At 41.7% G+C, this 15,154-nt stretch carries 11 protein-coding genes; 7 read left to right on the top strand and 4 right to left on the bottom strand.

What is annotated here, in order from left to right; genetic code table 11:
• Positions 1-351: 351 nt before the first annotated feature.
• Both NK987_RS15500 and NK987_RS15495 read left to right on the top strand, forming a co-directional pair.
• The gene (locus NK987_RS15500) at positions 352-1,356 is read left to right on the top strand and encodes an SMP-30/gluconolactonase/LRE family protein (RefSeq protein WP_259264583.1); all 1,005 of its coding nucleotides are present in this window, start codon (positions 352-354) and stop codon (positions 1,354-1,356) included.
• A 505-nt stretch (positions 1,357-1,861) separates the two neighbouring features.
• The gene (locus NK987_RS15495; RefSeq protein WP_259264582.1) at positions 1,862-2,407 is read left to right on the top strand and encodes a hypothetical protein; all 546 of its coding nucleotides are present in this window, start codon (positions 1,862-1,864) and stop codon (positions 2,405-2,407) included.
• A gap of 124 nt (positions 2,408-2,531) precedes the next feature.
• Here NK987_RS15495 and NK987_RS15490 read toward each other — a convergent pair whose 3' ends face one another.
• The 3 genes from NK987_RS15490 to mfd form a co-directional block, all read right to left on the bottom strand.
• Positions 2,532-4,946 carry an alpha/beta hydrolase family protein gene (locus NK987_RS15490; RefSeq protein WP_259264581.1) on the bottom strand — a complete coding sequence of 805 codons (2,415 nt, stop codon included), beginning with the start codon at positions 4,944-4,946 and terminating at the stop codon, positions 2,532-2,534.
• A 224-nt stretch (positions 4,947-5,170) separates the two neighbouring features.
• The gene (gene gldJ, locus NK987_RS15485) at positions 5,171-6,394 is read right to left on the bottom strand and encodes a gliding motility lipoprotein GldJ (protein WP_258422235.1); all 1,224 of its coding nucleotides are present in this window, start codon (positions 6,392-6,394) and stop codon (positions 5,171-5,173) included.
• A gap of 180 nt (positions 6,395-6,574) precedes the next feature.
• Positions 6,575-9,928, bottom strand: coding sequence for a transcription-repair coupling factor (gene mfd / locus NK987_RS15480; RefSeq protein ID WP_259264580.1), 3,354 nt, complete (start codon positions 9,926-9,928; stop codon positions 6,575-6,577).
• Between the two features lie 140 nt (positions 9,929-10,068).
• On the opposite strand from mfd, the gene NK987_RS15475 reads away from it, so the two are divergent.
• The 4 genes from NK987_RS15475 to NK987_RS15460 are packed head-to-tail and all read left to right on the top strand — an operon-like array spanning position 10,069 to position 13,134.
• The gene (locus tag NK987_RS15475; RefSeq protein ID WP_258422237.1) at positions 10,069-10,677 is read left to right on the top strand and encodes a cytochrome c oxidase subunit 3; all 609 of its coding nucleotides are present in this window, start codon (positions 10,069-10,071) and stop codon (positions 10,675-10,677) included.
• A 44-nt stretch (positions 10,678-10,721) separates the two neighbouring features.
• Entirely contained in the window at positions 10,722-11,699 is a 978-nt protein-coding gene (gene hflK, locus NK987_RS15470) for an FtsH protease activity modulator HflK (protein WP_259264579.1), read from the top strand.
• Complete coding sequence (hflC, locus tag NK987_RS15465; RefSeq protein WP_258422239.1) at positions 11,696-12,634, top strand: protease modulator HflC; 939 nt, start codon at positions 11,696-11,698, stop codon at positions 12,632-12,634. The genes hflK and hflC overlap by 4 nt, the downstream gene beginning before the upstream one ends.
• Before the next feature lie 56 nt (positions 12,635-12,690).
• Complete coding sequence (locus NK987_RS15460) at positions 12,691-13,134, top strand: SRPBCC family protein (protein WP_258422240.1); 444 nt, start codon at positions 12,691-12,693, stop codon at positions 13,132-13,134.
• Here the strand turns inward: NK987_RS15460 and NK987_RS15455 are convergent.
• Positions 13,131-13,601: a Fur family transcriptional regulator gene (locus NK987_RS15455; protein WP_258422241.1), complete on the bottom strand. Its 471-nt coding sequence runs from the start codon at positions 13,599-13,601 to the stop codon at positions 13,131-13,133. The genes NK987_RS15460 and NK987_RS15455 overlap by 4 nt on opposite strands.
• Before the next feature lie 216 nt (positions 13,602-13,817).
• On the opposite strand from NK987_RS15455, the gene NK987_RS15450 reads away from it, so the two are divergent.
• Positions 13,818-15,068 (top strand): aspartyl protease family protein, encoded by a 1,251-nt coding sequence (locus NK987_RS15450; RefSeq protein WP_259264578.1) that lies wholly within the window; start codon positions 13,818-13,820, stop codon positions 15,066-15,068.
• Positions 15,069-15,154: the final 86 nt, after the last annotated feature.

The following is a 15,154-nucleotide window of genomic DNA, read 5'->3' as shown; positions in this document are numbered from 1 at the left end:
GTCGGGAAGGATAGAAGAATGATGTTTGGGAGTTGGGGTGAGTAGGAAGCTCTGGTATGCCGGTCAATGATAGGAAAGCAATAGCATTAACAGTAATTTGGGGATGGCATTATTCCATTTCTCTTTGGTCCATTCTGTCAATCTCTTTCCTTACTTCGGCGATTAATTGTTGCTCTGTGGGGAGGTATAATTGGTATTTGCTGGATAATTGTCGAGCGCTCAAAATCTTTTTCGTAATAAGTAGCTTCCCTTCTTAGAATTCATGGAAATCAAAAATTGAGGCTTTGATAGTCAGATTCCAAGGGAAAAATCCGAAATTGATGTTTGCATTTATTTACAACCCAAAAGACCATGAAATATTCCATCGTATTTTCGTTTTTTATTTTGATAGCCATTTCCTGCACCCAACCCAAAAACACCATGAAAGCAAACAGTTCGATAGAAATTCTAGATGAGGCAGCGTTGAGTTTGATAAATCCTGATGCACAGATCGAAGTCATTTCTCAGGGCTATGCCTGGACTGAAGGGCCACTTTGGCTGGAAAAAGAACAGAAGTTGTTGTTTTCGGATATTCCCAACAACTCCATATTTCAGATTGATGCAAAGGGTGAAACAAGTCTTTATCTGAAACCTTCGGGCTATACAGGAGATGCTGCCCGTGGTGGAGAGACAGGTTCCAATGCCCTGATTTTGGATCCGCAGGGGAATTTGGTGCTCTGCCAACATGGAGACCGCAGGATGGCAAAGATGAATGCGCCTTTGGATCAGCCCAAAGCAGATTTTGTCAGCATTGTGGATAACTATCAAGGAAAGCGCCTCAACAGCCCCAACGATGCCATCTATGACAAGGCGGGAAATTTGTATTTCACCGACCCTCCTTATGGCTTGGAGTTCAATGTGGATGACCCGGCGAAGGAATTGGATTTTCAGGGAATCTATTGCCTCAAGACCGATGGGGAACTACTGCTGGTGGACTCCATCTCCCGTCCCAATGGCATCACTTTTTCCCCTGACCAAAGCAAGTTGATTGTCGCCAACTCCGATCCTGAACATGCCGTGTGGTACCAATATGACATTGTGTCCGCGGGTGTGGTGGAAAATAAAAAGTTGTTTTTTGATGCAACATCATATGTAGGAAAAGAAGGCTACAACGGACTTCCTGACGGGATGAAAATGCACAGTTCCGGAAATCTGTTTGCAACAGGACCGGGAGGTGTATGGCTTTTTGATGAAAACGGGAAGGCTTTGGCTAGGATTGCGACTGGGGAAGCAACTTCCAATTGCGCTTTTTCTACGGATGAAAAGACCCTGTATATCACGGCGGATAATTATGTGCTGAAGGTGGGGTTGAAGTGATTCTTTTCCCACAAAGACACTAAGGCACGGAGGGATAATAAATACCAATCACCCAGAGACGCAGATTGACGCAGAAAAAAAGAGAATGTGTCCCGCGAAGACGCAAAGAAAAATATCAATAAAATATGAGATTCTTCACCTCCGCAGGCGCCGGTTCAGAATGACGTTTTTAGAAAACCATCTATGAAAATCTGTGTGCATCCGTGGTAAGGATGTTTTACCGCAGATATCGCAGATGGACGCAGAAAAAAAGAGAATGTGTCCCGCGACGGCGCAAAAACGCAAAGAAAAAGTGAAGGAGTCAAGAAAGATCCCTTGAGCTCTTGGCGAAACCTTTGCGATCATTGCGGTAAAAAATGTCCCGAGAAGGCGCAAAGAAAAATGTTTGAGGTGACTTAAAAGGTCAAGAAAATTTAAAGGCTCAAGAACTAGACCATCTACTTAATTAAGATAGGCTTAAACCTTCGACCGAAAAAAGACGTCTTTAAGTGATCTGTTTAAAGCCATGAAAAGAATCTCTCAGCTTTTATTGTTCTTAATAGTTTCTTTACTATTTGTTTCCTGTTTTACGCCTAGAGCAAGCTACTCTAAAAAAGTTAGTGAACCTTCCAAGCCGATTAGCAATTTTCTAATCCTGTATTCTGTTCTTCATGATGATTTATTGGACTTGGGAGAACAAAATTATAATACCTATCTCAATGGAAAATTCAACAATTTAGAAGATAAGGGTTTCCGTGACAATTTGGTAAATAAGTTTTTAGAATTAGGAAGGGGAACTGATTATCGGGAAATTTTCGAGGATTTCCGTGCATATGATTTTTCGGAATTCAACATTCGATTACAAAATAAAGAGGTCGAGTTCATATTGCTTGTTACACAAAAAAGTTACGTGCGTAATGAGGAACTTTCCGATATCATCAAATATCAGGTTTACCTTTTTGAGTTGGGGAAAGAAGAACCTATTTGGGTTTCTTATGGCTTCACTAATGTTTTTGCAGGAAAATTAGCCAAAGGAATTCTAGTTAAATTAAAAGAGGACATGTTGCTTTGACCAATTTTTTTGTCCAAATAACAACATAAAAAAAGCCCCCTTTCGGAGGCTAATTTTTCAATATTCTCGTCACTTGTATCTAAATAAGGGTAAAACCTTCGAGGTCAAAAAAAGACCTCAAAGGTTATTTGACATACTTCTCAAGCCAAGTGTTCATTTCCCAAAGGGTATGCAAAATGGATTCTTTGCCTGCATAGCCATGGCTTTCATGTGGAAGGAAAACCAATCTGGTAGTTGCGCCGTGACCTTTGAGTGCATTATAATACCGTTCGGACTGGATGGGGAAAGTACCGGAATTGTTGTCCGCCTCTCCGTGGATCAATAAGATTGGGGTTTTTACCTTGTCCGCGTTCATAAATGGCGACATCACATTGTACACATCAGGTGCTTCCCAATAGCTGCGTTGCTCATATTGGAATCCAAAAGGTGTCAAAGTCCTGTTGTAAGCGCCGCTTCTTGCGATTCCTGCTGCAAACAAGTTGGAGTGAGAAAGTAAGTTTGCTGTCATGAAAGCCCCATAAGAATGTCCGCCTACAGCGATTTTTTCGCGGTCTCCGATGCCCTGACCCACGATGTAATCTATCGCTGCTTCCGCATTGGCCACAAGTTGCACCACAAAAGTGTCATTTGGTTCATCGTCCCCTTCCCCGACTATCGGCATTTCTGTTTGGTCCATGATCGCATATCCCTGCGTCACCCAATAGATAGGAGAGCCCCAACTCAATCTGGTAAACTGGTATTTGGAACCGCGAACCTGTGCAGCGGTGGCTGCGGATTTGTATTCCCTAGGATAGGCCCACATCAATACAGGAAGTCTTCCGTCTTTGGCAGGGTCATAACCTTCAGGGGTATAGACCACGGCAGATAAGTTGAGTCCGTCATTTCTTTTGTAGGTGACGAGCTGCTTGTTGATGCCCTTGATGGATTCATAAGGATGGGCAAAGTTGGTAATCTGCATCGGGGCGATGCGCTTTCTAGTATTGACCAACCAATAATTGGGTTGGATATCAGTGCTTTCCTTGATGGTGATAAATTCTGTGGCGTCGGCATTGAGGACTTTGGCTACCCTTTCGTAATAGGGGGCTTGGCTCCTCCAAATGATTTTTTCAGTTTTGGTTTTGGTATTGAAAGCTGAAAGATAAGGCATACTGCCCTCGGGACTGCCCCCTTCGGAGGTCATAAATACATCGTCTCCTTTTCTCAGAATCACATTTTTGCCAAATGCATTGGTTGTAAATACAGGATTTCCCGGATCGTTGTAGATATCATCTGAGTTGCGCTCGATGATGACAGCGCCTTTTTCCCCCGGTTTGGAGGGATTGATGACAGAAACCCTTTCCTGTCTGCTGGCAAACCATCTTTCATTCAAAAGGGCAAAATTGTCGTCTGACCAAGCAATTCCTGCAAAACGATAGCCTATACTTGCCAATTTTGTCGGCGTGGCGGTAAAAGGAGCTTCCAAAGTATAGATGATTTCTCTTTCTTCCATTTTGACTTTGGGGTCACCGCCATCCTGGGCTTCAGTCCAATACAATGAAGCACCTTTGTCAGCCCTCCAACTGATGGCTCTTGGGCCTTTTACTGTAGCATCAAATCCTGTCGGTCTGACTTCGTCCAAAGGAATTTGGGCTAGGGTTTTGACTTTATTTCCTTTGCTGTCCCAAATCTCTACATCGTAAGGAAAACGGGAAGCTGGAACAAGGTAAGAAAACGGTTTTTTGATCAAATCCACCATGATATAATTTCCGTCAGGTGAAAGGTCAACAGACGAAATCAAGCCTGGAGCCCCTATGGGTTGCTTGCTGCCGGCCAAGTCTACCAACATGAGTTGTGAATCCATGAAGTAGGCAAACAAAGCTTCATCATAAGAATTGCTCAACAAATCCTGATAGGTACGTGAAGGAGCAGCATTGCCGGAAGTTTCCTGAACAATCGGTCCTGCAGGTGCAAGTGGGGCTTTGGGCATGTTGCCCCGGCTTGGGTTGACAGCTTTGAGGAGGATTTTATTATCCGGTGTCCAGGTGATGGCATTTCCATAAACGCCGTTGACAATTTCGTCAGTTAGTTTTTTGGCTTCCAAAGTAGTTAGGTCAACCATCCAAAGGCTGATTCCGGTATTCGAGGTATGGGTCATTGCCACAAATTTTTCATCCTTGGAAAGGGAGAAATTTCCCAATCTCGGGGAAGTGGGAAGCCCTTTGATGTCCTGTTCCATACCGGAACGGGTGTTTTTTAATTTTACATTTTCTACGGATCCTCCACGGCTAGGGCCGTTGGTGGCGGGATTGATACGGATCCCTGCAATCCTCAGTTCGGGCTGTGCAAGTTCTTCGATGGATGGGTTTCCGGCCCGCTCGAGCAGCAACATAAATTCTCCCGATCTGCTAAAACTCGCCTGTGGCGTAATCGGTGCATTGACCAAATCAGCAATTGCTTTTGGTGGAGTCTGATAAGTCAAAGCATTCTGTGCTTGGACAGAAATGCCTTTCCCAATACCACAAAGGCCCAACACCAAGATAAAACGATATAAATTTTTCATAAGAGAGAATTAATTTTGATTTGAAAATAAAGCAAATCCATGTAACAGAAACTGGTTTTGGGCTTATTGGTTTGAAATTGGGGTGAAAGGGAAAAAATTCAGAATGATAAATTAAGAATTAGGAAATGAGGAGGGTTATAAAAATGATTTTTCAGTAAAAAAAGGACATAAAAAAAAGGTGTCTTTAGGACACCTTTTTTGTTCTGTGAAACACTAACGATACATTATTTTCCTTCAGCACCGATAGAAATCATGGCACATCTGAATCCAATATGGTTGGTAGCAGAGTCCTGATGAATAAATCTTCTGGTACCCGGAGCAAGCCAATAAGCCATATCTCTCCAAGAACCTCCTTTGTAGACTCTATAGTTATCATCGATCAAGGTAGTGCCATAAGTTTCAGATTCGTCAAAAATTCCGTCTTTTCTCAATGGGTTGAGGTCATCAAAATCCTGATAAGAAAGCGGCCTGTAAACGTCCTGAACCCACTCATTGACATTTCCTGCCATGTTGTACAATCCAAAATCATTTGGTGGGAAATCATATACGTTTGTTGGGATGATTTCACCGTCATTGGTGCGGCTACCTGCAATACCTGCATAGTCACCTCTTCCACGCTTGAAGTTGGCTAAGAAGTCACCTTGCTTGCCTTGTCTTTTAACATTATATGGGTTTCTGACACCTCTGCCATCCCAAGGATAGATTCTACCAAATTCCTGATTTTCGTCCATATACTGTACGCCGATCATAGCCTTGGCTGCATATTCCCATTCTGCCTCACTTGGCAATCTGTATTCTGCAAAGGCTACCCCTCTTTCAATCAGTTGGTTTTTTGTAAGTGAACTGTCCAATTCATTTCTTTCTCTCACCAAGTTGGATACAAATTCTGTCCTCCACTTGGCATAGGTATTTGCCTGAACCCAAGATACACCTGCTACAGGGTAGAAATTGAAACCGGGAAATCTGAAATAGTAAGTATCATACACATCATTATAGGACAATACCCCACCCCAAACTCCTTCAGCAGGTTCCAATTTTTTGATGGAATCGGCAGAAACTTTCTTTTTCATGTCGAAAAGGAATTCCCTGTAGTCATTGTTTGAGATTTCTGTTTCGTCCATGAAGAACGATGCAATGGTCACAGTCCTTTCGGCGTTATCCCTGAAAGCCATGACATCCTGTTCCTGAGAACCCAAAACAGCACGACCGCCTTGGATAAATTTCAAGTTTGGCCCTATTTCCTGCTTTGCAAGTCTGGTGACGACAAAATTAGAACTGTCATTAGCATCGAAGCTATATTCCGCACCCGTTGTTGGGCTGGCTTTACCCGGTTTGGCGGCTGTTCTTCTGCCGTATCCCGGAGTTTTGTTACAAGACGATAGCAGCGCTCCTGCTACAAGCAACGCTGAAGCCAAAATTAAACCTGCTTTATTTTTCGCAAAAACCATAATATTTAACTGTTTTTAACCCTCAAATAGAACGCTAATATATAATCAATAATATCTTTATCACAATAATTTTTTTGACAAGTCCCTGATGGTGAAATAGGTTTTATGCAAGATTGTTAGAAATAATGCAAATTATTTTTCAGGAAAAGCAAAAATGATCTTGTTAAAAATTTTCAAAATTTATGCATTTTTCATCTCTTCAAGCCATTTTTTTGCTTTTTCAATGCTTTTCACTTCACTGATGATCAAAATAAGTCTGTTTTTAGCCTCTTTGATCTTACAAAGTTTGCCGTGCTTTTGGATGTAAGCAAGGATCTTACCAAATGTATCTGATTTGAAATACTTTTCCTTTTCTGAAGGAAGGAAATAGCATTTCATAATCTCTCCTTTGAGTACGAGTTTTTCAAATCCCAAGTTTTCAGCAATCCATCTCAGTCGGACAGTTTCAAACAAATCCTCTACAGGGGATGGGATCGGACCAAACCTGTCCCTGACAGATTGGATAAAGGTCTGAAGCTCCTCTTCTTTTTTGATGTTGTCCAACTTGGCATAAAGACTCAGCCTTTCAGATATATTGCTGACATAAGATTCCGGAATCAACAATTCCAAATCTGTCTCTATCACGCAGTCCTGCACCAAAACTTCCACCTTTTCTTTCAGGTCTACTTCAAAGAGGTAGGCAAACTCATTTTCCTTCAATTCCTGTACAGCCTCATCCAATATCTTATGGTACATCTCAAATCCCAAATCGGTGATGAAACCGCTTTGTTCGGCCCCAAGGAGGTTTCCTGCACCACGGATATCGAGGTCCCGCATCGCGACTTTGAAACCATCACCCAAATCCGAGAATTCTTCCAATGTCTGTAATCTCTTCCTTGCCTCTGCCGTCAATCCCGAAGTCGGAGTGGTCAAAAGGTAACAGAAAGCTTTTTTGTTACTTCTCCCCACACGTCCCCGCATCTGATGGAGGTCACTCAATCCAAACATATGAGCACGGTTGATAATGATGGTATTGGCATTTGGAATATCGAGTCCGGATTCGATGATGTTGGTGGACACCAAGACATCATATTCTCCCTCGATAAATTTCACCATGATGTCTTCGAGCTTTTTTCCGTCCATCTGACCGTGTGCTGCAGCTACACGTGCATCGGGCACTAACCTCAGAATCAGGTTGGCGATGGAATCAATCTCCCCGACACGGTTGTGGACGAAGAATACCTGCCCGCCTCTTTTCAATTCAAATGCGATGGCATCACGGATGACTTCCTCCCTGAAAGTGTGGATTTCGGTGGTGACCGGTTGTCTGTTTGGCGGAGGTGTAGCAATGACAGACAAATCCCTTGCTCCCATTAAAGAGAAATGGAGTGTCCTTGGAATCGGTGTGGCGGTTAAGGTCAATACATCCACATTGACTTTCATTTCTTTGAGTTGGTCTTTGACTTTTACTCCGAATTTTTGTTCTTCGTCAATAACCAAAAGTCCAAGGTTCTTGAATTTAATGTCTTTGTTGACGATCCTGTGTGTACCGATTAGGATATCTATTTCGCCTGTTGCGACTTGGGCGATGATGTCCTTAATCTCTTTGGCAGATCTGAACCTGTTGATATATTCTACTTTGACAGGAAAATTGGCCAACCTTTCCTTGAAAGTGTGGTAATGCTGCATGGCCAAAATGGTGGTGGGAACGAGCACCGCTACCTGCTTTCTGTCATTCAAAGCTTTGAATGCTGCACGGATGGCCACTTCGGTTTTGCCAAAACCTACATCTCCGCAAACCAACCTGTCCATTGGGTAGGGTTTTTCCATGTCGGATTTGACATCGATGGTGGCGGATGCCTGATCCGGGGTATCTTCAAATACGAAGGAACTTTCCAATTCCACCTGCATGACCGAATCTGGAGAAAACCTGAAACCGTTGGCCCCTTTCCTTTTGGCATACAGCGCAATCAAATCCTTGGCAATGTCTTTGACCTTGCCTTTGACCTTCCTCTTTTTATTTTCCCATTCGGGACTGCCGAGTTTTGACATGGCAGGCATTGTCCCTTCCTGTCCGGAGTATTTGGAGATCTTGTGGAGTGAATGGATGTTGACAAAAAGGAGGTCGTCATCCCTAAACACCAAGCGTACTGCTTCCTGGGATTTGCCATGGACATCGACTTTTTCCAATCCCGCAAACCTTCCTACACCATAATCTATATGGACAATAAAATCTCCGGGGTGCAAAGTCCTCAATTCCCGAAGTGTTAGGGCTTTGGATTTACTTGATTTGGCTTTGGTCTTATACCGGTGAAAACGCTCAAAAATCTGATGGTCTGTATAGCAAGCAATGGAAAGGGACCGGTCCACAAATCCTTCGCGTAGACCGATTTTCAGGTATTGGACTTTTAATGTGGGGTCAAGTTCATGGAAAATGTTCTCCAATCTTTGGATCTGCTTGTCACTTTCGGAACAGACAATGTTGAGCATCCCTGTTTTTTCATTTTCGACCAGATTTTGGACAATCAGGTCAAAATTCTTATTGAATGAAGGTTGGGGCTGAGCGTCAAACTTGGCCGAGACAGCATTTTTCAGGTAAAATTTATTTCCAAATTCAACTTTCCCAAATTTCGAAACCTGGGTAATGAATGCTTCTTCTCCATCAAATAAGTCCTCAGGTTTGAGCAGCAACTTTTGATTGGAAGTACGACTGACAATCTGGTCAAACTGGTTTTTGGCTTTTAGGAAATTTTCTTCAATTACATCAAGGGTATATTGATAATCCTTGAACCAAAGCATGCTTTCATTTGGAAGAAAATCTAAAAAAGACTGTCTCTGTTCCTGAAGCAATTTGGTCTGCACATTGGGAATCAAGCTGATGTGGTCCAAAGACTCCAGGGAAAGTTGGGTTTCGGGGTCAAAAGTCCTGATGCTTTCTATTTCTTTGCCAAAGAGTTCAAGCCGGTATGGAAGGTCATGTGCATATGAAAACACATCCAAAATTCCTCCTCTAATGGCAAACTGACCGGGTTCAAAAACAAAGTCAGTTTTCTCAAAATCATAGGTACTGAGCAATTCGGCTATAAACGCTAGATCCACTTTTTCGCCCACAGCTGCTTTGAAGGTGTTTTCTGTCAGAGATCTTTTGTTGATCACCCTTTCGTAAAGCGCCTCTGCGTAGGTGATGATGATCGGGTTTTGAACTTCCCGAGCGAGAAGCTTATTTAATATTTCAGCCCGTTGCAAGACATTGGCGTTTTCCACCTCATCATACTGGTAGGGTCTTTTGTAACTGGAAGGGAAAAAGAAAATTGTTCCTTCTCCTAAGAGTTCCTGAAGGTCATTGTTGATATAGGCTGCCTCTTCTTTGTCATGTGCAATAATGAGGTGACTTCCGCCGAGGGATTTGAAAAGGACTGAAAAAAGTAAACTGTCCAAACTTCCCGACAAACCTTTGATCTGATGGTTGCCTGATTTGTCTTTGAGTATGTTCTGGGCAATGGTCTGTACAAAAGGATCCTTTTCGTAAAGAGCAACAAATGCGTTTTTTTCCAATTCTGTGGGTTTGGCTAATGATGGACAAAGTTAGGAATTTGATTTAGAAACCTATTCCTACTTCTGTTTATGAAATTGTAGTCTATTTGGATGAACCTATGGCTTATTTAAATGTTTACTGAAATATAACTTCATGACACATGGAAAAAACAAAGGAAAGCTGGCTACAAAGGGTCGAAAAAATGCATCCCTATCAGACCATGATGTATTTGGGAATGTTTGGCAGTGGGTTGATTTTCCTTTTTTTGACAGTAGCCTTTTTGGCTTCGGGCACCGGATATTTTGAGCAATATGGCCACAAGATTCCTAAAGCTTTCATTTTGAGTACTTTTGTTATTCTATTTAGTGGTTACACTGTTTCCAAGCTATTAATCTATTTCAATGAAGAAAATCTGGAAAAGCTCAAATCCAACCTCGTATTGACAGCCATACTTGGGGTGATTTTTACTGTCTTACAGTTTTTTGGCTGGCGGGAACTGACAATGATGGGAGTGGATTTCAAGGGTTTGCCAAGCGGGAGTTTTCTATATATTTTGAGTGGTATCCATATTTTCCACCTTTTGGGGGTGATGATTTTTTCGATAATCATGCTGGTTCAATATAATCAAAACGGAAAAAGCGAAATACAGCAGATCCTGATGTTGACCAACCCATTTGAAAAGATGAGGATCAGACTTTTTACCACCTATTGGCACTTTATGGATTTGATCTGGCTGGTACTCTTCCTGGTTTTTGTACTAACTTTCTAAAAATTTGTGGTATTTTCGGCTAAATCGACGTTAAAGAAAGCATCATGAATGAAAACAGGTATGAAATAAATATTGACCCGGACTGGATAAAAAAGTATGCAGGCAAAATAATAGGAGGGTTTTTATTAGTGGTTGCCATTTTTACAAGCACCAAAACAGTCGGACCTGAAGAAGAAGGTGTCGTGGTTTTGCTGGGCCAATATAACAGAACTGTACAGCCTGGTCTGAATTTTATACTGCCCTTTGGCATAGAAAGCATGTATAAAATCCCCGTTCAAAGGCAACTTAAGCAGGAATTTGGATTCAGGACAGTCAAAGCAGATCAGCGTACAGAATATGAAAAAGGGACTTTTGGAGACGAAAGCATGATGCTAACGGGTGACCTCAACCTCACCGATGTAGAATGGGTCGTCCAATATAGGATTGTGGATTCGTACAATTACCTGTTTAGAGTGAGAAATGCTGAAAAGACACTCAGGGACATGTCCGAAGCAGCGATGAGAAAAATTGTAGGTGACAGGACAGTCAATGAAGTATTGACTGTGGGCAGACAAGAAGTCGCCACAAGTGTAGAAGTACTGCTTCAGGAAATGTGTGACGAGTACCAAAACGGAATCCGAATCGATCAGGTAGTTCTTCAGGACGTCAATCCACCGGAACCTGTGAAACCTTCCTTCAATGCTGTCAACGAAGCACAACAGGAAAGAGAAACATTAACCAACCAAGCAGAAGCAGAATACAACAGGGTAATCCCCCGGGCCAAAGGAGAAGCCGAAGAAACCATACAGCTAGCCGAAGCCTATGCATTGAACCGGGTCAACCGGGCCAAAGGTGAGGCTGACAGGTTCAACAGTCTTTTTGATGCGTACATCAAATCTCCTGAGGTAACCAAGCAGCGGATCTATCTGGAAACAATGGAAAAAGTACTTCCCAAAATCGGGAACAAAATAATCGTGGATGATAAGGGAAACAATATCCTTCCACTGCTCAACCTTGACAAAGCTAAAAAAATCAACCTATGAGAAACAGACAAACCCTCACCTTGGTATTTTTGGCTATCCTTATTTATACCTTATATAGTAGCATTTTCATTTTGGATGAAACCAAGCAAGCCATCGTCACACTTTTTGGTAAGCCTGTGGGTGAACCACGGACAGAAGCGGGCCTGAATTTTAAAATCCCCTACTTCCACAAAGTACAGTATTTTGACAAAAGGTACCTGGAATGGGACGGAGCGCGTAATCAGGTTCCTACCAAAGACAAAAAATTTATTTTTGTCGATACTTATGCCCGTTGGGAAATCACCAATCCCCTTCAGTTTTTTATCAGGCTGAGAGACGAACGGTCTGCACAGTCTAGGCTGGACGATATTTTGGATGGTGAAACCCGAAATGCCGTGGCAAGTCATGACTTATTGGATTTGGTGAGGTCTTCCAACAGGGATCCCGAAATCACGGAGGAGTTTATGGAACAGATAGAAATCCTGGAAGACATCAATGTAGGCCGTGCCAAAATAGAAAAAATCGTTTTGGAAAAAGCAAATGAAAGGACTGCTGACCTTGGCGTGAGGGTTTTGGACTTCAGGTTCAAAAGGATGAATTATGTAGATGAAGTAAGGGACAGGGTTTACGACCGGATGATCAGTGAAAGGAACAGGATAGCAGACCAATTCCGGTCTGAAGGACAAGGAGAGGCTAGAAAAATCGAAGGAAACAAAGAAAAAGACCTTGCGGAAATCCAATCAGAGGCATTCAAAAAAGCAGAGGAAATAAAAGGCCGTGCAGATGCCGAAGCTACCAAAATCTATGCTGCTGCTTATAACCGAAGCCGGCAATCCGTAGATTTTTATAAATTCATCCGGTCTATGGAAAGTTTTGAAAAATCCCTTGATGAAAATACCACCATCATTCTTTCATCGGATTCCGAGTTTTTCAGGTATCTAAAAAAAGTGGATTAAGGGATTTTTAAGCGCAGTACAAAACAAATGAACACATTTTGGACTTAGGTCTAGGCATGAAAATCAATATTGAAACTGCTGTCGGACAAAACTACCTTCAAGTCAAAGAAGGTTTTGATGAATCCCTGTTTACCAAGCTTAGTCCACCTTTCCCTCCTGTAAAGCTCCTGCGCTTTGATGGATCAAAAAAAGGCGATGAGGTAACATTAGAACTGGATTTCATCGTATTCAAACAAAAATGGACAAGCCTGATCACTGAAGACCGTACTGATGAGAATGAATTCTATTTTGTGGATCAGGGAACTGAATTGCCGTTTTTTTTGAAAGAATGGAAGCATAAACACAGGATTATAAAAAACGGGTCAGGATCCATCATCAGAGATGAAATCACTTTTAGTGCAAAACCGGGATTTTTGGGAATACTTCTTTACCCGGCGATGTACCTTCAATTTTTATACAGGAAACCCATTTACAAAAAATACTTCAAGACCAAGTCTTAAGCCAAAGACAGGTTATCACAGTTTTGGATCTGGCAGTCTCCATACAAAACCAAAGAGTGACTGGTAATACCTGACTGAAATTCTTTTCCCATGGCATCTTTGATGGAATTGATCCTTTCGTCAGAAAATTCCCTGATTTTGCGGCATTGATTGCAGACATGATGGTCATGATGCTTGTAAGTCAAGGCTTGCTCATAAAGTGCGACTTTATCCTTAAACTGGTGCTTTACTGCGAGTCCGCATTCTACCAAAAGGTCCAAAGTATTGTATATCGTGGCCCTACTGATGGTATAGCCTTTGTTCCTCATCAATAAAAAGAGACCTTCAACGTCAATATGTTCGTCTTGAGGCAATGCATAAAGTTCATCCAAAACAGAATACCTCTCGGGGGTTTTTCTGCTTCCCTGCCTTAACAGGAAGTTTTCAAAAATTTTTTTTGCTTTTTCTACAACTGATAATTCTGCCATATTGAATTGTACCAAAAAATAAAGATGGAGTATTTTTTAGATTTTATCAATTATACTAAGGCTTGATTGATTTTACAAAGCCTTATTTAATTTCAGTCCTGATAAAAATTTAAAGAAAGAGGCCTCCAAAAATTTAGAAATAAACAAAAGACGAATGAAATGTATTTATGCTTATATTAAACGACATATAGACCCGAAAAAACGATCAAATTTACTGTGCGCCGGTTATTTCTTCTTATTCTGATTTTTTTCTGCAACATTTTTGCAAATGTTGCTCAGGTACCTGGATTCTATATGAGGGAAAAAGGCAAAAAAGTAGAACTGCCCATTATAGTATCCAATAATCTGGTGGTGATTCCACTGTCTATCAACAATGGTCCTCCCGTGAATTTTCTTTTGGATACAGGAGTTAAAACCAATATTCTGTTCAGCAAAACTTTTGGAAATTATATCGGGCTGAATTACACAAGAAAACTTGATTTGGTAGGGGCAGATGGACAGACCATCCTGACTGCCTCTGTATCTCCAAATAATTATATAGACATGGGTCCATTGGAAGGAATCTACCAAACCTTGTTGGTCTTGGATGAGGATTTCATGGAACTTGAGCAAGTCATCGGGATTCCGGTATTTGGGGTTATCGGCTACGAATTTTTCAAATACAACCCTGTCAAGATTGACTATGACAAACAAAAAATCACTTTCTATGCTGGTGAAATGATGAAAAGAAAGCCATTTGGCTATAAGAAAGTTGACATCAAGCTAGATAACAGTAAACCCTATATTAAGGGTGAAGTAAAACAGGTGGCAGGTTCAGAAATAGAAACCAAACTTTTGATCGATATCGGAGCCAATCACGGTCTGCTGTTAAACAGGGAAACAAGTGACAAGATTTTCCTGCCAAAAAACCATATAGCGAGTGATTTGGGGAGGTCTCTTGGTGGGGATCTGTTCGGATACGTGGGCCGGACGTTTCTATTGAATATCAACGGGATCAAATTCAAAGATGTGATCACTTCTTTTCCTGAAGAGACAGAATTCAGCTATGTAATCCGAGAGAGCGGAAGGCAGGGAAGCATTGGCTCTGAGATTTTGGGAAGGTTGACCGTGATAATGGATTACAACAGGGAGAAAATGTACATCAAAAGGGGAGACACATTTGCTGTACCCTTTGAGTTTGATATGAGCGGGATTACTCCTAGGCTTATGCCTTCGGACGAAAAAGTGATTTTTGTAACCCAGATTAGGGAGGGATCTCCGGCATATGAAGCGGGAATCCGGATGAGGGATGAGTTCCAGGACATCAATAACATACCGATTGATTTTTGGGAGCTTCCGGATTTGATCAAATTGTTTCGCTCCGAAGAAGGCAGAGAGATCAAAATCACGATGAAGCGATATTTGGGTGATGACTCATCGGATTTTGAGATCAAAGAGTTTAAATTCAAGCTTAGAAGACAGATTTAATATTTGTTATCGATATTTCAAATTTTTCATTTTTAAAGTTGTTAGCCGAAGAATCGTATATTTGGATGAATGTTTTTAAAGTTGGG

It is taken from the genome of Aquiflexum gelatinilyticum (assembly GCF_024813435.1).
GTDB classification, from domain to species: Bacteria; Bacteroidota; Bacteroidia; order Cytophagales; family Cyclobacteriaceae; genus Cognataquiflexum; species Cognataquiflexum gelatinilyticum.
This window is presented reverse-complemented; position numbering and strand designations above follow the sequence as displayed.